The following is a 25,735-nucleotide window of genomic DNA, read 5'->3' as shown; positions in this document are numbered from 1 at the left end:
ATTAAGGAGAACTTATATGACATTAAAACCTGCTTTAAACTACGAAGATCAAATTACCAAATTAAAAATTGACCATAACTTAAAAATCAAAGATGAAGTTTATGCAACAGAAATTTTGAAAAAAGTAAATTATTATAGACTTTCAGGTTATGGTATTGGTCTTAAAAAATATAATAATAAAGAGCACTATAAGGATCATATTACTATCGAGCATCTCTTTAATCTTTATTGCTTTGATAGCCAATTTAAAAACAACCTCATTAGAACTATTGAGCAAATTGAAATAGAGCTTAGAACACAAATTGCTTATCATCTAGCTATGACGTATGGTTCCGATGTACTTATGCACGAAGATAATTTTATTCATAAAACGAATAAAAAAGGCCAAACCATATATTCCATCATAAATGAGAATCTGAGCAACGAAGTTGACAGGCAAAAGAATAAACCATTTGTTAAACACCACCTAAAAAAATATGATGGAAAGTTTCCAATCTGGGTATCCGTTGAACTCATGTCTTTTGGAAATTTATCTTCTTTGTTTAGTATTCTTAAGGATGAAGATCAAAAAGAAATTTCTAATTATTACAACACAGATCCTAAATATTTAAAAAATTGGATTCTATGTCTCGTTGAAGTAAGAAATATTTGTGCCCATTACACTCGACTTTATAATATGCCTTTAAAAGAAACTCCCCGCCTTTATTCTGAAAACGAACAATATAAGGGCAAGCAAAATAAAATATTCCCCATTCTTTTAATCATAAAGAGAATTTTAAACTCAAACGACCAATGGGAATCCCTTTTAAAAGATTTAGAAAATACCTTTAATAAATACCAAGGATACTTCAACTATAAATTTATGGGTTTTCCTCCTAATTGGAAAGATGTTCTTTAATACCCCCTTTGAACCCGTTTTTTTGTGCGTGAGAGGGCGGCACCGTTGGTAGGGAAATCTGTCGTAGAGATTAAGACTCCCCCTCCCTTCTAAAAAAATATAAAATTTTTATTGACGTCTTTATAAAAATATATTATTATATACTTATCAGTTACTTGTTAGATACTTATAAGGAGGTCAATATGAGTCAAACAAGAGTGGTCGTTTTAAATGAGGCACAAATTGGTGAAACTGATAGTTGGAATCTTTGTTTCCAATATGTGCGATATGAGTATGGAGATGGAAACGAAGAAAATGGATACCGATTTATTTGGAAGCGTCCAGATGGTACTCTTCAAGCTGCAAGAGGACAAGCTAGGATTCCATCTATTGCTGATATTAATTATCTTATTGGAAAAGCCATAAAAGATGGATGGGGCAATCACAACTGCGGTACTCTTAGCTATTAGTTCCATTAAACGAGAGATAGAAGATTCTATCCCTCGTTTTTATTATTGAATCTATCTCCACTCCTTGCATGAGTCTTTGAGTGACAAGATTTACAAAGGCTCATAAGATTGTCTTCGTTATTTGTTCCACCACGAGAAAGAGGAAGTATATGATGTACTTCCTCTACCTTTGTCATTCTATTTTCTTTTAAACACATCTCACAAAGTGGATGCTCTGCTACATATCTTTTTCTAATAATTCTCCACGTTTTTCCATAGCGCTTATGAGTTTCAGGATCTCGTTTATATTTTTCATAGTTCTTGTTGTATTCTTTCTCATGTTTTTTACAGAATCGTCCCTCAACTAATTCTGGACAACCTGGATGCGAACATGGTCTCTTAGGTTTTCTTGGCACTTTATCACTCCATAAAGAAAGCCCTGAAGATTAAATCTCCAAGGCTCTTTTAATTATTCTTTTGCTATTTTAACTATACTACAACTACTTACTCTCATTCTATCAACTTTGCTCTCATTTAAATTGATTAAATTCAAATTTTAAAATTTTTTCTGAAAATTATTTTTGATTCCAATTGCTTAGAAACGCTAAGAGCAAATGGAACCGTAATTATTGTTGTCAATACATCCGATATTGCTTGAGCATATATCACACCATCTAATCCCATCATTTTGGGTAATAGTAAAATAACTGGTATAAATACAATGCCTTGTCTTAGTGAATTTAAAAAAGCTCCAGCCAATGCTTTACCTATTGCTAAATATAATGTTGCATAGGTAAATTGAAACCCAAATGTTATAAACATAATTACTGCTGCTCTTAAAGCTGGAATTGCTATCCTCAGTACATCCTTATCTTTCCCAAATATTGATAATATACTTGGTGTAAATAAATATATAATAGCTGTCCAAACTATACAAAATAGAGTCGTCCATTTTATGCTCGATTTTATAGCTTCTTGTACTCTTTCATAATTTTTAGCTCCGTAATTAAAACCTGCTATAGGTTGTAATCCTTTCATATATCCTGCTACTACATTTGTACCAAGAGTTACTATTCTAAGAACTATTCCCATTGCTGCTATTGCTTCTTCTCCATAAAAAGAAGCAGCATAAGATATTTTACTTATTGCTATGGTTTGCAAAATCTGAAGTATTAATAGAGATATTCCAATTTTTAGTATTTCTTTATAAATTGCAACTGTAGGTTTGAAGTTCTGTATTTTAATTTTAATTAAATTTTTATCTCCAATAAAGTAAATAAGATACATTAAGCTAGTTATAACTCTAGCTATTAGTGTTGCAATTGCAGCACCTTTCACTCCCAAATTTAATTTAAAGATGAATATTGGATCTAAAATTATATTTGATAAAGATCCTACAATCATTGCTTTCAAGGAGATTTTAGCTGCTCCCTGTGAAACTGCTAAATTCCCTAGAGTAACATTCACAGCTCCTAAAACTCCACCTATTATAAACAGACTAGTATATGTTTTAGCAAGTTCCATAATAACTGGAGTAGCTCCAATAAACTTCATCACACTATCTAAAGAGTAAAATAACACAATTGCTATTATTATCGCCATAATAGCACTAGAAAATAAAGAAACTGTAGCTACAATATTTGCTTCTTTGTTATTTTTCGCTCCTAATAATCGTGAAATATAAGAGCCTGATCCTGCTCCAAATGTTAATCCTATTCCTAAAAAGATAAGTTGAATTGGAAATGCAACTGAAACGGCAGCTACAGCTTCTTTCCCAAGTCCCGAAACAAAATAGGTATCTACAACATTGTATAACGCTGCTACCAATAAGCTGATAACCATAGGAATCCCAAGCTTAAAGAGTGCTTTATCAATATTTTCTTCTTTCAATATTTTTATTCTATTTTCATTCATTTTATTATTCTCCATTTCTCAATATATAACTTCCAATATTTATGCAAGAAAAAAAGGCATAAATACAATACAGCATCTGCCTTTTGCTTGAAAATATAACAAAAGGCTACAAACAAAACATTGCCAGTAGCCTTTTACACTTAGTTATATATCGAGAAATGCACACCAAAATAAAGCCATATCAATGACTTGACTGTATATTTCCCGATGAAATCTTAAATGCAATCTATTTGCTATACTCTGTACAATGTTTCATCGGTTTTATTTGTACAGAGTATAGCTTGTTCTTAGGATGGTTTTTTAATGATGTTTTCATAGATATATCCTCTTTCTTCTATATTTTTCATTATAGCATAGTCTGAACTATATTTCCATTTGTCCAACCCTAAACACTAATTACTATATTTTTTAAAGCCTTACTATGCAACCTAAAAATATGCTGAATTGAGTAATTCATCTCAACCGCTATTCTCTCCCAAGATTCAAAACAAAGATATCTTTTTTCTAAAACGACTTGAAGTTCTTTGTCTTCAATCTTTTTTATTGTTCTTACGATTTCTTTCTTCAAATCTACCAACTTATCTATATCCTTATTGATTTCTTCTTGAAGTTCTACAATCTTAATTATAGTATCCTCAAGTTTAGATGTTCCTCTATTGGAACTCTTTGGCATATCAGATAAGGTTGATGTAGCTTTTGTAGCCAGAGCATTTAAACTTTCAACTTGTTCTAACTTACTATTAATTCTCTTATCTAAATAAAAAGCTTGTTTTAAATATTCTTTTGCATTCATTTCTTACCTCCATAAGTTTTGAGGTAAGTTCCCTATAGAACCTCTACTCATTTTAGATTTGCTTTTACTGCATCTATGAGTGCAGCTTGTGTTTTATTTTTATTTTCCAATACCTTCATCACATCTTCATCAATAGTTCCTTTAGCTATAATGTGATGAATCACAACTGTTTCTTTCTGTCCTTGCCTATAAAGTCTGGCATTGGTTTGTTCATAAAGTTCTAATGACCATGTAAGGGAAAACCAAATAAGTGTTGAACCTCCAGCTTGTAGGTTAAGTCCATGACCAGCAGATGCTGGATGGATAATGGCAACTGGAATCTTACCTTGATTCCATTCTTTAAAGTCCTCACTTGTCTTAAGTTCTCTTACATCAAACCTATCCTTTATTCTTTTTAAATCTGACTTATACCAATAAGCTATTAGAACAGGTTTTCCATTTGCGCCTTCTATTAAATCTTCCAAGGCATCAAGCTTTCTATCATGAATATGAATCATATTTTTATCTTCATCATAAACAGAACCTGACGCCATTTGAAGTAATTTATTAGAAAGGGCTGCAGCATTAACTGCATCTATATCTTTATCCTTAATACTAACTACCAAGTCTTTTTTTAAGGTCTCGTAGATTTCTCTTTCTTTATCTGATAGATTTACAAAGACTTCATTGTTTATCTTCTTTGGCATTTTTAGATAATCTTCAGCTTTCATAGAAACTGTGATATCTGATATCTTTTCATAGATTGCATCTTCAGCAAAAGGAAGTGGTTTGTAAGAATAAATGATTGGTCCATTTCTCTTATCTGGTTTGAAGTAGATTTCTCTGTACTGACCAATGAATCTGCCAAGTCTCACTCCCATATCAAGCAGTCTAAATTCAGCCCATAAATCCATTAGGCCATTAGATGATGGAGTTCCAGTAAGTCCAACTATTCTTTTTACCTTTGGCCTAACTTTCATCAAGGCTTTAAACCTCTTTGACCTATGAGACTTAAAAGATGATAATTCATCAATTACAATCATATCGTAGTTGAATGGTAGTTCGCTCTTATTTATTAACCAATCTACATTTTCCCTATTGATTAAATAAATATCTGCTTGTTCTTCTAATGCTTTTATTCTTTCTTTTTCACTTCCTATTGCTACTGAATATTCTAAGATATCAAGATGGGACCATTTTTCTATTTCTTCCTTCCATGTATCTCTAGCAACTCTTAATGGTGCTATTATTAAAACTTTAGAAATTTCAAAAGAATCAAAGAGTAAATCTTTTATAGCTGTTAAGCTTATAACCGTCTTACCGAGTCCCATGTCCAGTAGAAGTGCTGATTCTTCATTTTCTTTTATAAATTCAGTAGCATAGTTTTGGTATTTATGTGGAGTATATTCCAATTAGTCACCTCCGATCCTCTTTATTATTTCATCAATGTTTTCTTTGGAATCAAGAACATAAACCTTAAAACCTAAATCTTTAAATTGCCTAATTCTCTTTTTCTGAATTGGTCTTGGTTCTCCTACAGGTCTTTTTGTTTCAACAAATCCAATCTTTCCTTTAGGGAGAAGTATTATCCTATCTGGTATTCCCGTCATTGAAGGAGATGTAAATTTAAGACATAGACCTCCAATAAGTTTAACCTTGTCAACTAAGGCTTTTTCTATTTCGTTTTCTAACATTTATATTTCAACCTTTCTAACGATTGTGTGAAGGTCTCGAAGGTCTCCTCTATAACCTTTATATATATACAAAATTTAATTTTATTACTATATAAAAGTTATATATATGACCTTCGAGACTTGCACAATGCCTAAATTTACACAAAGTCACTTTTTAACTTTAGTCCTTGAATCTTAATTCCATCACGAAGTTTTACCCTATTAAATCCATTGGACGACAAAGCAGAATAAAAATCTGTTGTAGATCTTACATAATCTCCAGTTCTTAAACAATAGGCTCTATATTCTTGATAGACTTCTCCAGACTTTTCTTCATAGGATGAATCAATCTCACAGCACTCATTTAAGAAATGCTTGAACCAGTTATTCGATTCTTTATATTCATTGATGGCATCAGCCACTTTTTTAGGTAGGCTGAATTTAAAATCTTCATCAATAGCTTTTTTAGCACCCTCAATTAACCAATTGAGAACTGCTCCTCCAGCCTTATCTACTAAATAATCAGTGTAGTTTTTAATATCACTACTACCCTCTATCTTTGCCTCGAATGGAATTACAATAAGTCTCCTCCAAGTTCCTTCATCCAAAGCACCAACCTTTGGTAGGTGATTAGTATATAGGACAAGGGTATGAGAAGGTATGAACTTAAATGGATCTCGATATTTTTTCTCTGCTACAATTTCATCTGTAGAACAAAGCTGTTTTACATTTGAAGTATTTAATCTTAGTCCTTCTTGAAGTTCTGCTGCAATTAAAAGTCTTTTGCCTCTTGTTTCAGCAAGTTCTGGTTTAGCATTTCTCTTAGAATTAACAGTAAGAATATCTGCCGAGATTGACCCACTATATAGATTAAGAACTCTTGAGATAGTATTCCAAAATGTAGACTTTCCATTTCTTCCATCACCATAAGCAATAATGAGAGCCTCAATATATACTTTTCCAATAAGAGAAATTCCTGCTACTTTCTGAACGTATTCTATAAGTTCACTATCTTTTACAAAAAATGTCTCTAAGGCATCAAGCCATATATCCATATTTTCATCACTAGGATCTACAGAGGTTTCTTTGGTTATATAATCATCTGCCTTATGGTCTCTATATTCTCCAGTTTTTAAATCAACTGTAAATGACGGAGTGTTTAACAAGAATTCATCTGTATCAAGTTCTCTTTGGTCTATTTCAAGCATGGGTTTTGATTCTTTTAATGTTGCATGGATGGCTCTGGTGTCCCCTCGTTTTACTGCATATTTCTTATAAGCCTCAAGCGAAGTTAATTTATAGTATATAGATTTTTGATTTTTATCAAAAACCTCCATTGCCTTTTTCTCACTCATTGAGGACATAATATCCCTAACTCCAGATTTCTTAATGTCTTCATCCATTTTCAAAAGTTCATTGTCTATTTCCTCTATCTGTTTTAAAACCAAATCTTGAGAATATCCTTGCGCTTTTAGTTCAGATTCCTCCCAGTAAGAGTCGTTGTAAACAAGAAAACCTGTAGAAGGAGAAAATCGAATTCTGTCTTGATATTCTCTTACAAAAACTTCTGCTTGACCTATGTCTGAAAATTCTGACGGTCTTAAATTTATGCCTTCAGTATATTCTTCAGGTGGAACATAATCTTCACTTTCTGCTACTTTTTTATAGAATTTACAAGCAGACCTCCATATTTGTTCCAGTTCATCATCTGGGAGTGGTGGTGAGCAAAGACTAGCTTTTTTATCAAATAGTTCTCTCGCCTCATCTGTATTTCCATATCGAATTAGAACCCTACCAGCAAAATGATTCATAGTTGAATTTCTAGAACCTTGCTGAATTAAGTCTTGAGAGTTATCAAAATCCTCAAAGTCATCTTTTAAAATATCAGTTATATATTTCCTCCCCCTAACTATTTCAACAGAAGGATTCTTAACTCCAAAGAAAAATCTCGCCCCATCTAAAGCATTACCATCGAAGAAAGTATAGGCCTCTGCGAGCCTTTCTTTTATTCCTACATATTCATCTAAATTTGTGATCTTAGGAATTGGAAAATATATGTGCATCCTTGGTCTTGCAGCTTTTCCATTTTTTTCTTTTCTATGGTTTCTGCTGTAAACTATGGCAAATTTAACTCCATCAAATATTCTCTTTAAATCATTCATTGAAATCCAATCGTCTGGATTTTCTGAATGGTCGTTGTCTATATCCATGGGAATGCATTCTGACTCTATAAAATTATCATTGGACCTGTAGGAGTTTTTATACTTAGCCATTACATGATCAAAACTCGCTGCTTTCTCAAAAGACCTAACATCTACTGCATTAACCTCATTTGGATAAATACAGTTTGACTCCACTCCTATTAAATTTGAGGTGTATATTTTCAATTAGGCTACCTCCTTTATATAACGAATCTTCATTTTTCTCTTTTCAGCGACTCTTATTTCTTCAGCCATACCTTGGCTTATATAGTCACCAAAGACCCATACTTCTTCACATTTTCCAAGAAGGACGTAATTAAAATGCATGGCGAGTCTTCTCTCACTTTCATCACTCATAAACTGAGGAAATAAAAGATGTGGTGCTATTGGTATATTTCCTCTATCCAAGGCATAGCGAGAATACTTCTGTGCCTTGATTACATTATTTTCTACATCTTCAGAAAATGGACTGCAGATATATACCAGGGGATAGTATCTCTTCTCTGCATTTTTAATTGCTTGATAAGGAGTGGGATCCTTGCACCCACTCCTGTTGTATAGTTTTTTATTCATAAATATCCCTCATTGTTTCACTACAAGTATTACAGCAAACTTGAGTAGAAAATAAATCGCCATCTTCCAATACTTTATTTAATTCTACTCGAACTTCTTTTCCACACTTTGGACAGGTGCAAAAGACATTCTCATCATTTATTTCAATGCTTATTTCCATAGAATCATTGATTTTTTCTTTCACATAAAACATTTTGTACCTCCAATTTTTGCTTGTACCATTCAAGGTGTTTCTTTCTTTCTTGATAATTAGGAAATGCTACTAATAAACCAATATCTACCTTTTGCAAGGTTTCAATCATATCTATTTGTGATTGATTCAGATATGGTCTTATACTTTTTCCTTTTGGTATATCATTTTCTAATCTAAATTCTTTTGCACTCTTACCTAAAACGATACGATTCAGCATGTTACACTCATTACTAAAGTGATAAGCTTTTGGATTGTCATGAAGCAATCTTATATTCTCAGTTAAAAGAGGGAATTCATTTCTAGCTGATACTAGAGTCTTTATGAATTCTTCCATCTCGTTAAATTTCTTAATATAGAGCTCTTTAAATTTCATGGCTTTTTTGCCAGTGTAACCCATAGCTAAAATAGTAAATCCATCTCTAGTTAATAAATAACATGGTAGATTTCTTCCAGTTACATCCTTATAACTGCTGAGCTCAAAATTGAGTTCAGTAAATTCTTCACTGAGCCCAGATTTGGGTTGAGTGATTGTTTGTATATCTCTTATAACATTAGAGTGCCTCTTTTCAAAAAACTCTGCTACAAATCTACTGTCCACTCTTGCAACATCATTGTGATCTGCAAATATTCCATAATCGTTCTTTGGTATTAATTCCTTCATTGAATTACCTCCTGTGAATTTTTAAGAGGTTTCCCTCCTAAATCACAGGCAAAGAAATAGAGGAGATTTTTAACCCCCTCTTTAATCTTTTTTATAAAATTCACTTTCAAACCCATCTGCATCTAAGATAAGTCCATGTGCCCAACTAGGTACTAAGGACATGATTTCATTTATTTCTTCGATACTAGATGAATCACTTTCTATTACAACTTCATCATGGATATGCATGACGATATTAAATCCTTTTTTCTCAAGTCTCATCATAGCCTCTGCTAAAATATCTCTGGCTATTGCTTGAACTATATTCTCTACAAACTTTCCTCCGTAGGATTCTATCTTGTCCCACTTATTTCCTACTACGATTCCTTCATAGACAATTGACTCTCCACCAAATCGATTCGTCCCGATTTTTGCCTTTGGATAAGCAAGACTTCTTTTTGAAGGTAGTTCTATAAAGAGAATCCCCTTTTCATAACTAATAACTAGGTTCTTATATTCTTCTTTAGTTCTAGTCTTTACAACTCTTTTTACGACTGAATCTATGTCCCACCAAAGACTTACTATATTTGGATTTGCCTCTCGCCAGGAATCGACTATTGATTGAAGCTCATCTTCAGATAAACCCATCTCAATTCCACCCATTGCTTTTAGAGCACCTAATGCCCCTTGATAACCGCAGGCTAAAGTAGCTATCTTTCCTTTTTGTCTAAGGTGACCGTTTATTCCATGCTTTTCAATTGGCACTCCAAACATCCTAGATGCCGTTCTACAATAGATATCTTCTCCATTTTCAAATGCATCCAGCACCCATTGTTCTCCTGCAAGCCATGCAAGAACACGAGCCTCTATTGCTGAAAAGTCTGAAATAATAAATCTAGTGCCTTCTTTTGGTATGAAGGCTGTCCTTATTAGTTGGGATAAAATATCAGACGGGGATTCATAGAGAATTTCCATAGTTTCATAATCTCTATTTTTTACAAGACTCCTAGCAAGTTCTAAATCCTTTAGATTATTTCTTCTTAGATTTTGAACTTGAATAAGCCTTCCTGAATATCTTCCAGTTCTATTTGCTCCATAAAATTGGATCAGACCTCTTGCTCGATTGTCTTTTCCTTTTACATTTTTCATAGCATCATATTTTCTAACTGAAGACTTAGATAGTTCTTGTCTAAGTTCCAAAACTTCTTTAATATGACCTTCAGCATTTTTAAGAGCAGACTCTACATCTTTCTTAGCTAAGGAATCTATCTCTAAGCCTTTTTTATTAAGCCATTCTTTTAGCTGTAAGGGAGAGTTTGGATTTTCAAGACCAGTTAATCCTATGGCTATATCCATGTTTTTATCTCGTAATATCTCATCAAATTTAATAGCTGAATCAACTAAAACTTCATCAATTAAAATTCCTCTGTCATTGATGTTTTGGTCTATCCAGTAGTTTTCCCATTCTGATTGAGGCATAGGAAAGGCTGATAGTTTTTTCTTAATCGCCATTTCTGTTTCCACATCTCTTTGGTTATATTCCTTAAAGGTAGACCACTTTTCTAAATCGTGATGTGGTAGATTTCTTGTCCTCATACCATTGGTCTTAGTAGGTTTACATGGAATAGAAAAATATCTTATAAGGGCCTTCCCTTCATTCATCTTTTGCTTATCTAGCTTCAAAACCTCTCCAACTTTTTCAAGCGATAAAGGTAATCCAAGATAGGCTGCCCAAATCATAGTGCAGTGCCAGCCTTGAGGTTTCAATCTCTTGCCTAAAAATCTAGATAGACACACCCTTTCAAAGTTTGCGTTAAAGGCCCACTTTTCTATGCTTTCATCACTAAGTGCCGATAATATTTCTTCAGGAATAATATCTCCACTTGCTAAATCAATAACTTGTACTTTCTCATCATTTAATGAATATGCAAAGAGGAGGATTTCAAAATCCTCACTCTCAGCATATTTATATACACCACTTTTTCCTAAATCAACTGAAGAATAGGTTTCAAGGTCTATTGATATTCTCTTCATATTTATCACTTAATTCTTCTAATAGCCTTTTGCATTCCTTAACTTCACGTTTAATATCTTCTATACCAAATTTAATTTTTCTATATATTTCTCTAATTCTTGTGTTTGATTCTTTTAACTCAGCTTGGACATATCCAAACTTGTACCAAACAAATGCCCAGATTCCTAATATAGACGCTGTTATAAAATATTCCATTTCTTCCTCCTATGCTAAGAAATCTTCATCATCATCGTCCATGGCATCAAAGTCATCTGTTGCATTAGACCTATTTCCTAGAGGTTGCCCATCTCTTAGTTTTTGAATATTTCCAAGACCTACGGCAACGCCCTTATTGCCATTTACGTTGTAGGCATAAAAGTTAAGGGATACCCTCGCATAAACCCCTGAGTAGACTTCACTTCTATCAAGAATAGGTTCTACATTTCTATCCACAATTTGAGGTGCTGTCATAGAGTTGGCATTTAAGAAGTATGCATCTGCATATGCCTCATCATCTTTTTCTGTGTCACCATCCCTTAATGGAAGTTTGATAGCTTTTTTATTTGGTTTCTTACCATTAAATTTAGAAAGCCCTTCATCAATAGCAGCATCTACTGCTTTTTCAATTTTCTCAATTGTCTTTTGGTCGCTCTTTGGGATAATGACAGATACTGAGTACCTTTCTTTACCACCATTGATTGACTTTGGTTCCCAAACATTTGCATAGCTTAATCTAACCTCACCTGTAATTACTTTTGTTTTATTCATATTTGACATATTATTTACCTCCAAATTCTTCTTTAACATTGTCAATTTTTACTTCTTCCCTCTTGTCATCAATGCTTACTAAGGTTAACTTTCCTTTTGGTTTTTCTAATAAGTCGCTGATATTTTCATCAAAGACTTTCTTACCTAGTAACTTAGTCATAGCTGTGATGCCAAGTAACTTTTCTTCAAAGGGATTGAATCCCAGTTCTTTTACTTTTTTTACAACTTCATCTTCATCTCGGTATTTCCTATTAGACCTACCTTCGACAAGTTTTAGATCCTTCCATCTATGACCCTTCATTGCTCTTTCTAAAGCGTAAGCCTTGATGTCTTTGACCCATTGTTCCATTTCATCTAGTTTTGGTAGAATCTCTTCAATTTCATCATCAGATAGTTCTGGTGGTAGAATAAATTCTTCTTGTGCTAGTTTTAGATTTTCTTCTGCTCTTTTCCTGCATTTATTCTTAGCTTTGCAGAAAATGCACCATTCTCCACAAGAGAATTCCCCCTCGCCTTTATAGGCTTTCTCAGCAATTTCTCTTATGGTTTCTCCCCACTCATAAAGTTCTATCTTATTGATTTCATAAGTTGAGATATTGCATCTTCTTGGTTGATAGATATGAAGTATTACATTTTCAATATCATAAATTCCATCGAAGAGAATTAGAGCACCAAGTCCATATAACATGAGTTGTGAATTCTCTTTAGCATCTACTAAAACTCCCTGACCATACTTTAGATCTATTACATGAAGTTCTTTTCCTCCAACAACTACACAGTCAGCTGTGCCAAAGGACTCCTTAACATAGTCTGATAGGTCAAGTCTTTCTTCCACAAAGACGGCTGGGCTTTCGTACCTACTTATTACTTCTGTCACATATGAAGCATATCCCTCAGTTAGCTCATCCATTTCTTCATCATAAAAATCTAAATCCTCTGTTGGGTCTTTGATATCTAAGCCTAATATCTTTTTTAGTTTATATTCTGCTAAGGCATGAGCCGATGTGCCTTCAAGTGCATACGGACTAGTAGATTCATCTGCATATTTTTCAGAAAGCCTAACGCTTGGTGGGCAGTGAATCCAACGTGAACTACTTGAGGCAGACAATATTGCGTGATCACCCATCAGAGTTTCTCCACATCTGCCACCAAGTTTTTATAGTTACTCGGATCAATCTCAGATAACTTTTTAGCCCCATACTTTTCTAAGAGTTCTCTTATCTTAGCCGTATGACCTAATCTTGATTTATAAGCTAATATCTTTCTAACATCTTCAATCTCATAAATCTTTTCTTCTTGTTTTACCTTTTCTTCTTTAGGTAGTACCTCATCACTTTCTAGTGCTGTGAGAAGGACACCTATACTAGATGCAAGATTCTCTGCATCTTCTTTGATTTCCATTAGTAGCTTTATTCTTGACACTTTTTTCTCCTTTCTCGATTTCTCTAACATCCACTGAATCAACTGTCATCCCAGGGTCTAATAGATAAATTTGTCTGTAATCTCCAAACAAAAATTTTATTAATCTGTTTGGAATTTTCCCGACTGCACCTTTAAGGACATTTGTTTTTTGTCCTTTCTCATTTGTTACATTAATGATTATTTTGTGCCTCATGTTTGCCTCCTTTCTGAAAGGGTCATCTCCCTTACAAATCACAGGCAAAGAAAAAGGACGAGTTTTTAACCTCGTCCTAAAATATTTAAAAATTATTTTTGATTGTTTCTTTTGCCTTATCCAAATGTTTCTTAACCGCAGCTGAAGATATGTTCATTAAATCTGCAATTTCTGACTGCTTGTATCCATCTACATACATCAACTTGATTACTAATCGCTGTTTATCCGTTAATAAAGAAAGTATATCTTCCATATGCTCCGACCATTCAAATTCTTCATTCATGTCTTTGGATTTAATAGTTGCTATTAATCTTTTATCTGGATCAATATCCCCATCGTTATCGAAATCAAGAGATAAGTTATAATTTCTTGGGAATCTTTCCTCTACTTCTCCTTTTAACAAATCCTCATTAGGTTCGTATCCATGACTCTTCTTAAAGCCGCTTATAAATTCTTGTTTCCACGCATCTATTTCAGCTTTCTCTTCTTTAGTTCGTTCAGGTCTTAGATTCTTGTTGTTATAGTAAACTTCACTATCATCTAAAGCATGTAGTTTTTTGATGTCCACTTCTGTTATCCCATCTTTTCCTGGTTTTAGTTCCACTTTTGTTTCATCTGCAAACCTATAAACATACATGGTTCTTTCGTCCGATCTAGTCTTTCTAATTTTCAAAATATTCCTCGCTTTCTTGCCTGATAGCAAGGAGCGAGAAATACAAATTTTACCTACAGTTTATGGAGCATAGTTGTCTTTCACCTAAAAAAGGCTATAAGAAACTAGAGGTACTCCATATACTTCTTTCAAAATTGATTGAAATTAGTTTATATGTGTATCTCACGCCCTTATAGCTAATCAGGCTTGATATAATTTGTAATAAAAAAAGCCTAATTCATCCGTTAAGATAAATTAGGCCGTCTTGCAGCTCTTAAAAATTTATGCTGATTTTTTGTAACTCTTTATGTCGTACTCTGTTTTATCTATTCTTTTAACTAAGGTGATACATCCACCTCTAGCTAGTTCAATACTTTGTCCGACTTCAAGTCTAACTTTAATTTCTTGTTTTTTATAGATATTTTGTAATATCCCAGTTTCTGCTTCAATTTTACAAATAAGTTTATTATTTGCATCTTTTACTTCTTGAATTTCTTTAATAGGCATCTTCCTTTCTTTATATTTTAGCTTGTGATAAAATAACTTCTTTCTTGTTGTTGATTTAATGGAACGCTCAACTTAAAAAAATATAGAAGTTATCTCGTTCCATCTATTCAACATAAATTATACCACAAGTGTTGATTACATGCAACACTTGTGGTATAATTTATTACAAGGAGGAAGTTTTATGAAAGATACTTTGGGAAAGGTTATATCCAATAGACGTGAAAAACTAGGAATATCTCAGCGTGAATTGGCAAAAAAAGTAAAAATTAGTAATTCTACAGTTTCAAGAATTGAAAACGACGATAAAATAACTCCAGATAATAACACTCTTAAGGCTATATCTGAAGTTCTACAAGTCGACTATAATTATCTGCTTGCCTTAAATAAGCAAATAGATGATGAACCAGAAATTCGTATTATTCAAAGAGCAGCAAGAAACATGGATCAAGGAAAAAAAGAAGAGATGTTAAAGGTATTAAAGAAGCATTTTGAAGAAGAATTCGGCAATGCAAATGGAGATATGTAATAGTGAGGTATGCTCCAGATTATAAGATTTCCCTAGAGAAATCATATGAATTATTGGAAGATGCCGAAATCTCTGAAATTCCTATTGATTTAAATAAAATTATTGATTACTTTAGCAATGAAATCAGTGTAAAAACTTACTCTGAATATATGAATGATGCTAACTGTTCTTTACAAGATGTGATTGATTTTTTCGATAGTGATTTAGGCGCTTGTAGTTATAGACACGATACAAATAAGTATATTATTTATTATAATGACGTGGATAAAACTGAGAACTGGATTAGATTTACCATCGCTCATGAACTAGGACATATTTTTATTGGTCATCACCAAATGTATGGTGTTGATGTTCTATCCAGAAAGGGTGTTGGTAAACATAAATACAAAGAACTTGAAAAAGAAGCAAATAATTTTGCTAGAAATTTACTAACACCTGCACCACTTGCTGAACAAGTTGTAGCATTTGAAAAAAAGGAAAATCCTTCTACGCTTTCTAGTTTATTTGAAATTACTTATAATGCTGCAGAAGTAAGATTAAAATATATATCAAGAGATTTAAGAGATTTTTCTAATTCTATGTTAGCTTTTTTCAAAAACACATTTAATCCTCTCAGTATATATTGCCCTGAGTGTGGTGTTGAACACGAAAAAGGAACAGACTATTGTGCTAATTGTGGTTCTAAATCTTTAGCTTTTGGATTTAAATATAAGCGTTTATCTGATAGTAACAATTCTATTAAGTATAGTACTTGTATTATATGTGGTCATAACAACTTTAACCGTCATGCAAAATTTTGTCCTATATGTGGGGTTCCTATATATAACTCTTGTTCTGATAACAAGGATCACGAAGTTAGACTAACTGATTATTACTGCTCAACATGTGGAAGTCCCACTACAATGAAAGATTATATTAAAGAGATTACAGAAAAAAGAGGTGAACGAGATATGCTTTATGAAGATGGTGTAGAATTTGATGAATCAACAATGAAAGTAAAAATTTGTCCTAAATGTGGAAATGAAGAATTTAGTGATGATGCATTATTTTGCAAAATATGTGGAACGAACTTATATAATGATTGTGAAGGAATTCATACTCAGAATTTTAATGGTTTTGATGGTGAAATACATCATAACCCAAGTAATGCCAGATACTGCGAAACTTGTGGGGCTAAAACAAGATTTTTTATAGATGGAATCTTATGCGACCACAGTGAATACAATAAAGATTTTACTGATGATTCTAATTCAGGATTTGATTTTCCAAGTGATGATCAACTTCCTTTCTAACTAAAAGAACTAGCCTATTTATTTTTTGCTAGCTCTTTTTTAATTTATTTTACATGTCTATTCTGTCCACTCTCCCTATAAATATCTATTCTGTCTACACACCCCTACGACTTTTACTATTAATATATTCCCACAAGGTGTTTTTCTAATAGAGAAATGGCTTTTAGGATTTCTTCTAAAACCCCAAAAGCCATTGATTTCAACAGTTTTATAGCTTGTTATTCTATTTTCTTGACATCAATACTACACTCTCCACGTGTAAATTATTACTAAACATATCCACTAGTTTCACTTCTTTAATTTCAAATCCTATTTCTCTAAAAAGCGCCACGTCTCTTGCTAAGGTGCTTGGGTTGCAGGAGATATACATTGTTTTTTCTATGTTGGACTTTGAAACTTCTTCTATTACTTTTTTATCCAGTCCCTTTCTTGGTGGATCTACTACCAAGATGTCCACATCTTTTAAGTATTTTGAAATTTTATCTTCACTCTTTCCGAGGATAAATTTCACATTGTCTATTTCATTTAATTCTGCATTTAAAACAGCGTCATCTACTGCATCTTTTACAACTTCTACGCCGATAACTTCTTTAGCGTAGTTGGCAAAGTATAGGCTTGTGCTTCCTATGCCGCAGTATAGATCCAAAAGTTTTTCTTCTCCTGTTAAATTCATTTGACGAACTGCTTCTTTATAAAGCTCTCCTGTCATAATGCTATTTGTTTGAAAGAAGGATCTTGGTGATATTTTAAATTGAAGCTTTTCAATACTATCTTGGTATTCTCTTTTTCTATGGACTAAAATAGTATCTTTCATTATCTCGGAGCGTGGATCTTTATTTATGGAGTAGTGAATTTCAATTATATTTTCCACTTCCATAAGTTTTTCAAATAGCTTCTTCACTTTTTTATTAAGTTCTGAAAGGGTTAATGTTACTTGTAGCTCCCCTAACTTATTTTCTCTAATGGTAATGTTTTTTATTTCTCCAACTTTACTCTTTCTGTCATAGCCCTTTAGTCCAAGCTCTTTTATTTTTTCTTCTATTACGGGTATTAACTTATTGGTGTTTTCTCCTGCTACAATACATTTGTCTATGCTAACAAGGCTGTGGCTTCTTGAAAGATAGTATCCAAGTTCTCCCCGGGCGTTTACTTTCAGTTCAATTTTATTTCTAAAGTTTTTTCTATTTGGGCATTTTATTATGTCGCAATCATCTACTTTTGTCTTACCAATTCTCTCAAGCTTATCCTTTACCATTTGAACTTTTAATTCCAATTCTTTTTCGTAGCTCAAGTTCATAGTCGTGCATCCGTCGCAGTTGTCAAAGTAGGGACAAATAGGTTCTACAAAATAAGGACTTTGTTTTAAAGTCCTTATTTTTGCCGCTTCTATGAAATTTTTCTTCTCTTTTGTAATTTTTGCATCTATTACTTCTCCAAGGCTTGCGTTTTCAACAAAGTAAACTCTGCGTGAAGCTTTTGCCACGCCCTTACCTTCTTCTGTAATATCGATGATTTCTAAATTTTCTATAATTTTATCCATTTCTTCTCCTATGGATTAATATACTCTGTCTCTCAAGTCATCGCCATACATGGTGCATAGTTCATATGACTTTAGTCTTGAGTAAATTCTTTCGTCATATAAGTCTCTAATGTCGTTAAATGAAACATTAGTTGAGATTATGACCGGTTTTTTTCTTATAAGCCTTTCGTTAATAAGGTTGAAAAGACTTGCCATATTGTACTGGCTAACCTGTTCTGACCCTAAGTCGTCAATGATTAAAAGGTCTGAGTCCACAATAAGGTCATAGTCCTGTCTGTACTGTTCTTCAAACTCAAATGAACCAAGATTATAATTTCTAAGCCTCTTCATTAGATCCGGCGCAGTTAAGTAGACCACGTTTACATTTTTCTTGACCAGTTCATATGAAATGCAGTTACAAAAATATGTCTTGCCCGTGCCCACTGGCCCTGAAATAAATAACGAGCGTGAGTCTTTTGAAAAGTTTTCACAGTACTCTTTAAATTCTTCATAATAAAACTTTGCAAGGTCCCTGGGACTTAGTGGTTTATTTTCTTCTTTTTCGTCGGAAAAAATTTCAAAGTTAAAATTTTCAAAATTTTGCTCTTTAATTCCAGAATGAAGTGAAGATGATTTTATTTTTTCTTTTACTACCAAATCTTTTTTACATTTGCAAATTGTTCCATTGACATGGCCTTCATCCTTGCAAATTTCACAAAAATATTTTCTTTCGGTGTAGTCCTTTGGAAATCCATTTTTAACTAGGAGATTTTCCCTCTCTTCTTTTAAAGATTCTATTTCATCTAAAATCCCTTGAACTTTTTCCTTTGATGGACTTCTCATCTCATAGATATATTTTATATTAAGTTGACTGATTTTTTTTGTTAAGTAATCGTATTCGGGGATTTTTTCAGAAACTTCTTTTATTCTCTCTTCTTGAAGGGTGGCTTCTTGAAGTCTTCTCTGTTCTAAAATTTTTCCCGCTTTATCGTATTCATTCATCACTTAAGTTCCTTTTTTTCTCTCTCAGTTTCTTGATTAAGTTTTCCATTTCAGGACTTTGTTCCACTTCCTTGTTTGCCTTGTCGCTATCTGAAGGTCTGTAATAGGATCTTCTCTTTTTCATATTGTCTTTTCTAGTCTTTTCTTCTTCTACCATCTTGTTGAAGTCTGCAACTGTTTTTATTCCGTCAACAACCCAGTTTTTCAAAATTCCCATTACATAGTTTGGATTTTTCTTTTCTCTCTTATCAAAGGAGTATTGAAATGCTTTTTTTATAAGCTCCGACTCAATTCCTGTCTCTTGTTGAAACTCCGTTATCTCCATAATGGTACTTGCCCCAAGGGGAATACTTAAAAATTCTTCAATCCAGTTGAACAGCTCTACATTTTCGTTAAAGCTCTTTGGATTGTCGTCCCTCTGGTCATATTCATAAAATGATTTTTGTCCCAGTTGTAGCTCCCTAATGGACAAGAAGGAGTAAGAGTATTCGTTAGTGCCTGGTTTTAATTCTCTTTTTATAATTCCCTCTTCAAGCCAGTGCCTTATGCTCAAATCTATTTCTTCAACAGACATATTTAAGTCTCTGGAAATTATATTTTTATCAAATTTAAAACCATTGCCCTCTTTTGTAACCTGTCTGTATAGGTATAGATACACCTTAACATCATCTCCCGATGCTAAAGGCATAAATAAATCTAAAAACAGATTTTCAATTGAGGTTTCTCCTAAATCTATATTAAATTCGTCAATGTTAAAAGTCATCTTTACAACTCCTTTCGTAATCAAATTTGTTTAAAGTCATGAAGTGAATTATAGAGTAGATACGCCCTTTATCTATAACAAAATCATCCTTAAACTGTGCATAAAAAGGGTTTGTAAAATCTATATTCTGATTTTCAAAAAGACCAAGGTATTCATACTTGTACACAAAGCCAAGCTTTTTATAAAGATTAATGGCTCTGTAGTTAAACTGATTAACATCAAGGGTTAACTCTTTCATGTTAAGTTCGTAAAAATAGTAGTCCAAAAACAGTCGCATTGACCTATATCCAAGGCCCATGGAAGAATACTTTGGATTAAAGACAATACCTAAAATAGCAGTCTTTTTGAAAAATTTAATCTCTTTTATTGCAATATAACCTATGAGTTCGCCATTTAAATTTACGCCGTAATATTTATTTTGAAAACCAATTCTCTTAGAACGGTACCAAAGGGTTAAATAGCTTTCGTTATTGCCATTAAAATTGTAGTCAATAAAGAGTTCGTTGTCATGGTTATCCCATTTGCTCATTGAAAAGGCATCTTCAAGAGTAAATTTATCAATAACCAAATCATCGTCTTTGATTATAATACTATTCCTGTCCATAACTTCCATTATTATTAAAGTCAAACTCTACGTCGGTAAATTTAGAGTGTTCCTTGTTGAAGTACATCTGAATTGATCCTGTAGGTCCATTTCTATGTTTTGCAATTATTAAATCAGTTATATTTGGTCTGTCTGTTGTTTCAGGATTATAGTAGTCATCTCTATAAATCATCATAACTATGTCCGCATCTTGCTCGATTGCCCCCGACTCCCTCATGTCTGAAAGCATTGGCCTTTTGTCGGACCTCTGTTCAACGGCTCTCGAAAGCTGTGACAGAGCTATTACTGGGCAGTTTAATTCCTTTGCAAGTCCCTTTAGTCCACGGGATATGTTCGAAATTTCCTGTTGTCTATTTTCTCCTCTACCGGTACCGTCAGTCATAAGCTGCAAGTAGTCAATAAAAAGTATATCAAGTCCCTCTTTAGATGAAAGCCTTCTAGCCTTTGAACGAAGTTCCGTTAAAGATATACTTGAAGTATCGTCTATATAGATAGGTGCATCTTCCAAAATATTTATGGCCTGTCCCAGTTGTTCAAAAGAGTCTTCTGGAATCTTGCCACTAATAATATCTTGAAGATTTATATGTGACAACTGTGATAAAAATCTTTGTATTAGCTGCATCTTGCTCATTTCCAAGGAGAAGATGGCAACTGATTTTTGTTCAAGGGCAGCTGATAGGGCCATGTTTAATGCTAGGGTAGACTTACCCATGGACGGCCTTGCGGCAATAAGTACCAGGTCTGACTTTTGAAAACCAGACAGTTGTTTGTCTAGGTCGGAAAGTCCCGTTGTAATTCCTGTTATTCCGCCCTCTCTTAAACTCATTTCATTTATTTGATCCAAAGTCTTTCCTAGAAGATGTGAAATCTTTTCAAGATCTGACTTTGAATTGGACTGACTCAACTTATAGATGGAGCTTTCTGCAAACTCCAACACTTCCATAGCTTCTTTGTTTCCATATGACATCTTCATTACTTCATCAGAGGTTCTAATCAAATACCTAAGGGTTGCCTTTTCGTGAACAATCTTCGCATAGGCTTCCACATTGGTTGGACCTGGTACCATTTCCGTAAGTGTCATAAGGTACTCTATTCCACCGACAAAATCAAGCTTTCCTTCCTTTTTAAGCTCGTCAGAAAGGGTGATAAAGTCAATTTGTTCCCCTTTTTCATAAAGGTTGATTACACCTCTAAAGACTTCTGCATTTTTCCCTGCATAAAAGTCATCATATTTTAAAATGCCCGTTGCAGTATCTATGGCATGTTTATCCAAAATCATAGACCCTAAAACGGACATCTCAGCATTTATGTCATTTGGAAATATTTTGCTTTCCAAATTTCCTTCCATTTACGCTTTTACAACCTCCACTTTTAAATCGGCAGTTACTTCATAATAAAGCTTTACAGGAACCTTAACTACACAAACATTTTTAATGTTTTCCTTAAGTTCAATCTTCTTTCTGTCAATTTGCATACCCTTTTGTTCTCTCAAGGCCTTAGAGATGTCCATAGCAGTAACCGCACCAAAAAGTTTATCACCTTCGCCAGCTTTAGCTTTGATTGTAACTTGAGAGTTTTCAAGTTCTTCCTTTAATTTTAAAGCTTCTTGTCTGTCAGCTTCTTTCTTAGCTTCAATGTTTTTTTGTTCTTCTTCCCAATTAGCTAAGTTTTCCTTGGTTGCTTCTATTGCTAAATTGTTTGGGAATAGAAAGTTTCTCGCATAACCAACTTTGGTGTTAACTAGCTCTCCCTTTTTCCCAAGTTTTTTTACATCATCTATCAGTATTACTTTCATCCTTGTCCTCCTGTAAATATTCATCTATCACTTGTTTAAGCTCTTTAATCGCCTCATCCATTGAGATTTCCATTTGAGTTCCCGCCGCTGTCAAGTGGCCACCACCATCAAGCTTTTCAAGAATCAACTGTACGGATATCTGTCCAAGACTACGCCCGGAAATATGAATCTTATTTTTAACATTTGTAAGTACAAATGCCGCTTCGATATTATTCATGTTCAGTAACTCATCTGCAGCTTGTGCAGCAATAAGTATATTGTCGTCTGAGTCTTGCTCTAGTGTTCCAATGGCAATTTTTTCTTTATATATCTCGGATTTATAAACAACTTCTCCCTTGTGTTTAACAGTTTCAATGTCATTTCTAAATAGCTGTCTTACTCTAATGCTGTCCGCACCCTGTCTCTTTAATATGGATGCAGCTTCAAATGTTCTAACTCCAGTTTGAAGTATAAAGTTCTTTGTATCCACCGTTATACCAGCAAGTAGTCCTTCAGCAATAACTCTTGGTATTTTTAGTCTATCTGTTGAATAGAATAAAATTTCTGTTATTAATTCTGAAGTCGAAGATGCATGAGGTTCTAAGTAGGTTAATATTGCATTGTCAATATAGTCAGAACCTCTTCTATGGTGGTCAATAAGAATAATATTTTTAGAAATGTCCAAAAGTCCCGGCGCTTCAGAACTGTTTTTGCTGTGGTGGTCTAAAACCACAACTACAGTTTCCTTTTTACATATGTTCACAGCGTCATTTGGCTTAATAAATATATCCTTTATGTCAAAGTCTTCAGATTTTGGATAGTCTGAAAGAAGTGCATTATATATCTTTTCAATTGCAGGAGTTACCCTGTCTAGAACGATATAAAAGTTCTTGTCCATTCTCTTTGCAAGTTCCATTACTCCAAGGCATGATCCAAGGGAGTCCATGTCGGGATTTCTATGGCCCATAATAAAAACATCTCCAGATCTTTCCAGTAATTTTATAATACCATTTGCCATAACCCTTGCCTTAACAGTTGAGTTTTTAGTAACGGATTGATTCTTGCCACCAAAGTACTCATAGTGGTCTTCAAGCTTAACAACGGCTTGGTCTCCACCACGTCCAAGGGCAACATTTAAACACGCCCTGGCAGACTTATATGCTTCAAGAGGATTCTCTTCCAAAGTTCCAACACCAATACTTAGTGTTGCTGCAATTCTATTTCCCTCTTCAATCTCCCTAACATCATCAAGTACATAAAACTTTCCTCTTATGGCCTTTAGTAGGTTTTCGTATGACATTATAATAGTATAGTCTTCTTGCTCATACTTAATTGCAAAGCCTTCATGTGCATTTGCAAAGTTATTTATAACACTGTCAATCTTCGCCCTTACCATTGGTGTATTGGAGCTATCAGTATTTTCAATTAACTCGTCATAATTGTCCACATTTAGATTAATTACTGCTAGTGATTCATCTAAAAGAAGATTTTCTAAATTCTTTTCCTTAGTACTTTCTACTATATAGATTAAAATATTCTTTTCATGTCTTTTGTCTTCAAATGTATTTACATATAGCTTGTAGCTCTTGTCCTTATAGTCAATATTTAAATAGTCATTGTCCTTTGGAAGCTTTTTTACATCAACTTCTGGAAAGACTTCATTTATAAAGAGATTTAGCACAGGCTCTTCTTCATCAACCATGGTCTTTAAGTTGGTGTTATGCCAAATAATCTTTCCCTCATAGTTTAAGATAGCAAGTGGAAAAGGCATTGAAAAAATTGCCCTTCTCGTTATCTCGTCAAATTTATCGTTGAAGTTTTCCATATAGTTTTCAAGTTGCTCTTCTTTATCAGAAAGATTTCTTATTTCATAAATCAATAAAAAAGCTGTAACAATAAGGGCTATTACACCAATTATCTTATTGTAGTAAAAAAGAATACCTGAAAGTATAACTAAAAAGATATAAAAAGGTATCAATTCACCTAAATTAAAAATATTAAATTTTTTCATTTTCTACCCTCTCAAATCTCTTTCTAAAATTAACAAAACTGTCCAATAGTCCAACTATCATATACAAATATGAGCCGTAAAATAAGATTATTACAAGCATCGGTATTATAAAACGAAGTGCCCTTGGCATCTTATTTATAAAGTAGTAGTCTATTGTAAATATGCCTGCCATCATAAATAAAAATCCTATTACTGAAACGGTGTTTATAAAGATTATATCAAAATATTGTATCTTTAAAGAGTATAGCAAGACTAAAGCTGTTCCAGTTACAACTATTAAAATAAGACTTTTCTTCGGCATTCTTATATCAATAAATCTAAGTCTGTGCTTAACATTGTAATTGTCTCTTCTAAGCATATTAAGTGCATATATATAAGACAAAAACACAAATGATATTGCACATATTATAGAAGAACCTGGTAGAGTTAGCTTAATCAAGTCAACAAGTTTTAGAATTTCTCCCCTACTCATTGCAATGTTAGGCATACCTCTTTCTTCTATAATCTTAATAAAATCATTTGCTGCTGTATCAATTGATTTTGATATACCAGTGATTACATCAATGTTCATAATGTATTTGAAGTTTATAAAAAATACCACTGCCATTATTACTATTGCCAGCATATTAATGGCTATAATCTTATAACTTTCTTTCTCTTCCTTTATTAAAGTAATGGTTATAAATACTATTGGTATTGCTACGAATAAGTACATAGCCATAAAAGTAAATCCACCTATGAGTCCCATAGCTAAAGAAACTATAAGTGTGGATAGTAGTGCCTTAGTTACACCTCTTTTAACTCCAAGCCATATGGCAGGAGAAGGCATAAAGAAAATTAAAAATGAAACCACTGGAAAAATTGTTCCAATAATTCCAAATGTAATTGATCTTAGTACTGAAACTAAAAGTTCCAGGTTCGTCGGAATCATATCTTTATTTTCGATAGTTAACACCTCCATAACTCCTTACTATTATACAACATACTGCGAATAAGTTGCAAAAATTGGAGTCGAAGAATTCTTGACCTAAGAGATAAGAGATGGGAAGTAAGAAGTTGGAGATTTGTGTGACTTTAGATAAGAAAATATTATAATAATTTAGCGTTAACTTTCTAGCAGAAAGTTAACGAGATTCTTCGACTTCAAAATTTTTTCAAAAATTTTTCTGCTCAGAATGACAGAGCTGAGAGTCTTTCCTTCGTATAGGACTGAAGGGTTTACAACTTTTGGTTATGTGCTCTACAAAATACCAAGTCGAGCACTCAACCCCATACTTGAAAATAAATGTTCCAATTAAGTATGAATTGTGGTAACAATCATTTTTAGCCTAACAATTTGAGTGCTTGACTCGGTCTTTAAAACTAACGAAAAAAAGAGCCCCATAGGGACTCTCTT

Annotated in this window: 29 protein-coding genes; 4 read left to right on the top strand and 25 right to left on the bottom strand. The window is 33.3% G+C overall.

The annotated features are described in order from the left end of the window. Positions 1-16 precede the first annotated feature (16 nt). Together WKS98_RS08170 and WKS98_RS08165 are read left to right on the top strand one after the other, a co-directional pair. Complete coding sequence (locus WKS98_RS08170; protein ID WP_019192403.1) at positions 17-898, top strand: Abi family protein; 882 nt, start codon at positions 17-19, stop codon at positions 896-898. 182 nt (positions 899-1,080) lie between these two features. Beyond that, a complete protein-coding gene (locus WKS98_RS08165; RefSeq protein WP_498918418.1) occupies positions 1,081-1,347 on the top strand; it encodes a hypothetical protein in 267 nt (88 codons plus the stop codon). Between the two features lie 26 nt (positions 1,348-1,373). Here WKS98_RS08165 and WKS98_RS08160 read toward each other — a convergent pair whose 3' ends face one another. From WKS98_RS08160 to WKS98_RS08080, 17 genes are all read right to left on the bottom strand, one after another. Next, positions 1,374-1,742, bottom strand: a complete 369-nt coding sequence (locus WKS98_RS08160; RefSeq protein WP_498918416.1) for an HNH endonuclease — start codon at positions 1,740-1,742, stop codon at positions 1,374-1,376. 133 nt (positions 1,743-1,875) lie between these two features. Beyond that, positions 1,876-3,255, bottom strand: a complete 1,380-nt coding sequence (locus tag WKS98_RS08155; protein WP_498918414.1) for an MATE family efflux transporter — start codon at positions 3,253-3,255, stop codon at positions 1,876-1,878. 370 nt (positions 3,256-3,625) lie between these two features. Next, on the bottom strand, positions 3,626-4,033 hold the full coding sequence (locus tag WKS98_RS08150) for a DUF1492 domain-containing protein (RefSeq protein ID WP_498918412.1): 408 nt from the start codon (positions 4,031-4,033) through the stop codon (positions 3,626-3,628). A gap of 47 nt (positions 4,034-4,080) precedes the next feature. Next, positions 4,081-5,424, bottom strand: coding sequence for a DEAD/DEAH box helicase (locus WKS98_RS08145; protein WP_498918410.1), 1,344 nt, complete (start codon positions 5,422-5,424; stop codon positions 4,081-4,083). Then, positions 5,425-5,706 carry a VRR-NUC domain-containing protein gene (locus WKS98_RS08140; protein ID WP_498918409.1) on the bottom strand — a complete coding sequence of 94 codons (282 nt, stop codon included), beginning with the start codon at positions 5,704-5,706 and terminating at the stop codon, positions 5,425-5,427. A gap of 137 nt (positions 5,707-5,843) precedes the next feature. Further along, the gene (locus WKS98_RS08135) at positions 5,844-8,072 is read right to left on the bottom strand and encodes a phage/plasmid primase, P4 family (protein WP_498918407.1); all 2,229 of its coding nucleotides are present in this window, start codon (positions 8,070-8,072) and stop codon (positions 5,844-5,846) included. Beyond that, positions 8,073-8,459 (bottom strand): DUF7768 domain-containing protein, encoded by a 387-nt coding sequence (locus WKS98_RS08130; RefSeq protein WP_498918405.1) that lies wholly within the window; start codon positions 8,457-8,459, stop codon positions 8,073-8,075. Next, positions 8,452-8,652: a hypothetical protein gene (locus tag WKS98_RS08125; protein ID WP_004835125.1), complete on the bottom strand. Its 201-nt coding sequence runs from the start codon at positions 8,650-8,652 to the stop codon at positions 8,452-8,454. The genes WKS98_RS08130 and WKS98_RS08125 overlap by 8 nt, the downstream gene beginning before the upstream one ends. Continuing rightward, positions 8,624-9,313 carry a Rha family transcriptional regulator gene (locus tag WKS98_RS08120; RefSeq protein WP_498918403.1) on the bottom strand — a complete coding sequence of 230 codons (690 nt, stop codon included), beginning with the start codon at positions 9,311-9,313 and terminating at the stop codon, positions 8,624-8,626. The genes WKS98_RS08125 and WKS98_RS08120 overlap by 29 nt, the downstream gene beginning before the upstream one ends. 81 nt (positions 9,314-9,394) lie before the next feature. Then, positions 9,395-11,326: a DNA polymerase gene (locus WKS98_RS08115; protein ID WP_498918401.1), complete on the bottom strand. Its 1,932-nt coding sequence runs from the start codon at positions 11,324-11,326 to the stop codon at positions 9,395-9,397. Then, on the bottom strand, positions 11,301-11,522 hold the full coding sequence (locus tag WKS98_RS08110) for a hypothetical protein (RefSeq protein ID WP_498918399.1): 222 nt from the start codon (positions 11,520-11,522) through the stop codon (positions 11,301-11,303). The genes WKS98_RS08115 and WKS98_RS08110 overlap by 26 nt, the downstream gene beginning before the upstream one ends. A 9-nt stretch (positions 11,523-11,531) precedes the next feature. After that, complete coding sequence (locus WKS98_RS08105) at positions 11,532-12,074, bottom strand: DUF2815 family protein (protein ID WP_498918398.1); 543 nt, start codon at positions 12,072-12,074, stop codon at positions 11,532-11,534. Between the two features lie 10 nt (positions 12,075-12,084). Next, complete coding sequence (locus WKS98_RS08100) at positions 12,085-13,200, bottom strand: DUF2800 domain-containing protein (protein ID WP_498918396.1); 1,116 nt, start codon at positions 13,198-13,200, stop codon at positions 12,085-12,087. Further along, positions 13,200-13,496, bottom strand: a complete 297-nt coding sequence (locus WKS98_RS08095) for a hypothetical protein (protein ID WP_498918395.1) — start codon at positions 13,494-13,496, stop codon at positions 13,200-13,202. Before WKS98_RS08095 ends, WKS98_RS08100 begins: the two co-directional genes overlap by 1 nt. Beyond that, positions 13,438-13,689, bottom strand: coding sequence for a hypothetical protein (locus WKS98_RS08090; protein ID WP_049690754.1), 252 nt, complete (start codon positions 13,687-13,689; stop codon positions 13,438-13,440). The genes WKS98_RS08095 and WKS98_RS08090 overlap by 59 nt, the downstream gene beginning before the upstream one ends. A gap of 85 nt (positions 13,690-13,774) precedes the next feature. Further along, on the bottom strand, positions 13,775-14,392 hold the full coding sequence (locus tag WKS98_RS08085; RefSeq protein WP_498918393.1) for an RNA polymerase sigma factor: 618 nt from the start codon (positions 14,390-14,392) through the stop codon (positions 13,775-13,777). A 231-nt stretch (positions 14,393-14,623) separates the two neighbouring features. Next, positions 14,624-14,848 carry a hypothetical protein gene (locus WKS98_RS08080; protein ID WP_019117877.1) on the bottom strand — a complete coding sequence of 75 codons (225 nt, stop codon included), beginning with the start codon at positions 14,846-14,848 and terminating at the stop codon, positions 14,624-14,626. A 181-nt stretch (positions 14,849-15,029) separates the two neighbouring features. On the opposite strand from WKS98_RS08080, the gene WKS98_RS08075 reads away from it, so the two are divergent. Together WKS98_RS08075 and WKS98_RS08070 are read left to right on the top strand one after the other, a co-directional pair. Continuing rightward, positions 15,030-15,374 (top strand): helix-turn-helix domain-containing protein, encoded by a 345-nt coding sequence (locus WKS98_RS08075; RefSeq protein ID WP_498918392.1) that lies wholly within the window; start codon positions 15,030-15,032, stop codon positions 15,372-15,374. 53 nt (positions 15,375-15,427) lie between these two features. Beyond that, complete coding sequence (locus WKS98_RS08070; protein WP_498918390.1) at positions 15,428-16,666, top strand: ImmA/IrrE family metallo-endopeptidase; 1,239 nt, start codon at positions 15,428-15,430, stop codon at positions 16,664-16,666. A gap of 223 nt (positions 16,667-16,889) precedes the next feature. Here the strand turns inward: WKS98_RS08070 and rlmD are convergent, their stop codons facing one another. From rlmD to WKS98_RS08030, 8 genes are read right to left on the bottom strand one after another with little or no spacing between them, the layout of a single operon-like run. After that, on the bottom strand, positions 16,890-18,206 hold the full coding sequence (rlmD, locus tag WKS98_RS08065) for a 23S rRNA (uracil(1939)-C(5))-methyltransferase RlmD (protein ID WP_498918388.1): 1,317 nt from the start codon (positions 18,204-18,206) through the stop codon (positions 16,890-16,892). A gap of 15 nt (positions 18,207-18,221) precedes the next feature. Beyond that, positions 18,222-19,187, bottom strand: a complete 966-nt coding sequence (locus tag WKS98_RS08060) for an ATP-binding protein (protein WP_498918386.1) — start codon at positions 19,185-19,187, stop codon at positions 18,222-18,224. After that, on the bottom strand, positions 19,180-19,950 hold the full coding sequence (locus WKS98_RS08055; protein WP_498918384.1) for a DnaD domain protein: 771 nt from the start codon (positions 19,948-19,950) through the stop codon (positions 19,180-19,182). The genes WKS98_RS08060 and WKS98_RS08055 overlap by 8 nt, the downstream gene beginning before the upstream one ends. Then, on the bottom strand, positions 19,940-20,554 hold the full coding sequence (locus WKS98_RS08050; RefSeq protein WP_498918382.1) for a GNAT family N-acetyltransferase: 615 nt from the start codon (positions 20,552-20,554) through the stop codon (positions 19,940-19,942). Before WKS98_RS08050 ends, WKS98_RS08055 begins: the two co-directional genes overlap by 11 nt. Then, positions 20,541-21,902 carry a replicative DNA helicase gene (dnaB, locus tag WKS98_RS08045; RefSeq protein ID WP_498918380.1) on the bottom strand — a complete coding sequence of 454 codons (1,362 nt, stop codon included), beginning with the start codon at positions 21,900-21,902 and terminating at the stop codon, positions 20,541-20,543. The genes WKS98_RS08050 and dnaB overlap by 14 nt, the downstream gene beginning before the upstream one ends. Continuing rightward, positions 21,903-22,349 (bottom strand): 50S ribosomal protein L9, encoded by a 447-nt coding sequence (rplI, locus tag WKS98_RS08040; RefSeq protein WP_498918378.1) that lies wholly within the window; start codon positions 22,347-22,349, stop codon positions 21,903-21,905. Next, a complete protein-coding gene (locus tag WKS98_RS08035) occupies positions 22,327-24,339 on the bottom strand; it encodes a DHH family phosphoesterase (RefSeq protein WP_498918377.1) in 2,013 nt (670 codons plus the stop codon). Before WKS98_RS08035 ends, rplI begins: the two co-directional genes overlap by 23 nt. Continuing rightward, positions 24,326-25,294: a DUF2232 domain-containing protein gene (locus tag WKS98_RS08030; protein ID WP_498918376.1), complete on the bottom strand. Its 969-nt coding sequence runs from the start codon at positions 25,292-25,294 to the stop codon at positions 24,326-24,328. Before WKS98_RS08030 ends, WKS98_RS08035 begins: the two co-directional genes overlap by 14 nt. Positions 25,295-25,735 lie beyond the last annotated feature (441 nt).

Source organism: Lagierella sp. ICN-221743 (assembly GCF_037890055.1).
Lineage (GTDB): Bacteria > Bacillota > Clostridia > Tissierellales > Peptoniphilaceae > Mediannikoviicoccus.
This window is presented reverse-complemented; position numbering and strand designations above follow the sequence as displayed.

What these genes read in the sequence shown, in the direction of transcription:
- WKS98_RS08170 (WP_019192403.1), top strand. Translation starts at nt 17, where the DNA reads ATGACATTAAAACCTGCTTTAAACTACGAAGATCAAATTACCAAATTA.
- WKS98_RS08165 (WP_498918418.1), top strand. Translation starts at nt 1,081, where the DNA reads ATGAGTCAAACAAGAGTGGTCGTTTTAAATGAGGCACAAATTGGTGAA.
- WKS98_RS08155 (WP_498918414.1), bottom strand. Translation starts at nt 3,255, where the DNA reads ATGGAGAATAATAAAATGAATGAAAATAGAATAAAAATATTGAAAGAA.
- WKS98_RS08150 (WP_498918412.1), bottom strand. Translation starts at nt 4,033, where the DNA reads ATGAATGCAAAAGAATATTTAAAACAAGCTTTTTATTTAGATAAGAGA.
- WKS98_RS08140 (WP_498918409.1), bottom strand. Translation starts at nt 5,706, where the DNA reads ATGTTAGAAAACGAAATAGAAAAAGCCTTAGTTGACAAGGTTAAACTT.
- WKS98_RS08130 (WP_498918405.1), bottom strand. Translation starts at nt 8,459, where the DNA reads ATGAATAAAAAACTATACAACAGGAGTGGGTGCAAGGATCCCACTCCT.
- WKS98_RS08125 (WP_004835125.1), bottom strand. Translation starts at nt 8,652, where the DNA reads ATGTTTTATGTGAAAGAAAAAATCAATGATTCTATGGAAATAAGCATT.
- WKS98_RS08120 (WP_498918403.1), bottom strand. Translation starts at nt 9,313, where the DNA reads ATGAAGGAATTAATACCAAAGAACGATTATGGAATATTTGCAGATCAC.
- WKS98_RS08115 (WP_498918401.1), bottom strand. Translation starts at nt 11,326, where the DNA reads ATGAAGAGAATATCAATAGACCTTGAAACCTATTCTTCAGTTGATTTA.
- WKS98_RS08110 (WP_498918399.1), bottom strand. Translation starts at nt 11,522, where the DNA reads ATGGAATATTTTATAACAGCGTCTATATTAGGAATCTGGGCATTTGTT.
- WKS98_RS08105 (WP_498918398.1), bottom strand. Translation starts at nt 12,074, where the DNA reads ATGAATAAAACAAAAGTAATTACAGGTGAGGTTAGATTAAGCTATGCA.
- WKS98_RS08100 (WP_498918396.1), bottom strand. Translation starts at nt 13,200, where the DNA reads ATGGGTGATCACGCAATATTGTCTGCCTCAAGTAGTTCACGTTGGATT.
- WKS98_RS08090 (WP_049690754.1), bottom strand. Translation starts at nt 13,689, where the DNA reads ATGAGGCACAAAATAATCATTAATGTAACAAATGAGAAAGGACAAAAA.
- WKS98_RS08080 (WP_019117877.1), bottom strand. Translation starts at nt 14,848, where the DNA reads ATGCCTATTAAAGAAATTCAAGAAGTAAAAGATGCAAATAATAAACTT.
- WKS98_RS08075 (WP_498918392.1), top strand. Translation starts at nt 15,030, where the DNA reads ATGAAAGATACTTTGGGAAAGGTTATATCCAATAGACGTGAAAAACTA.
- rlmD (WP_498918388.1), bottom strand. Translation starts at nt 18,206, where the DNA reads ATGGATAAAATTATAGAAAATTTAGAAATCATCGATATTACAGAAGAA.
- WKS98_RS08060 (WP_498918386.1), bottom strand. Translation starts at nt 19,187, where the DNA reads ATGAATGAATACGATAAAGCGGGAAAAATTTTAGAACAGAGAAGACTT.
- WKS98_RS08055 (WP_498918384.1), bottom strand. Translation starts at nt 19,950, where the DNA reads ATGACTTTTAACATTGACGAATTTAATATAGATTTAGGAGAAACCTCA.
- WKS98_RS08050 (WP_498918382.1), bottom strand. Translation starts at nt 20,554, where the DNA reads ATGGACAGGAATAGTATTATAATCAAAGACGATGATTTGGTTATTGAT.
- dnaB (WP_498918380.1), bottom strand. Translation starts at nt 21,902, where the DNA reads ATGGAAGGAAATTTGGAAAGCAAAATATTTCCAAATGACATAAATGCT.
- rplI (WP_498918378.1), bottom strand. Translation starts at nt 22,349, where the DNA reads ATGAAAGTAATACTGATAGATGATGTAAAAAAACTTGGGAAAAAGGGA.
- WKS98_RS08035 (WP_498918377.1), bottom strand. Translation starts at nt 24,339, where the DNA reads ATGAAAAAATTTAATATTTTTAATTTAGGTGAATTGATACCTTTTTAT.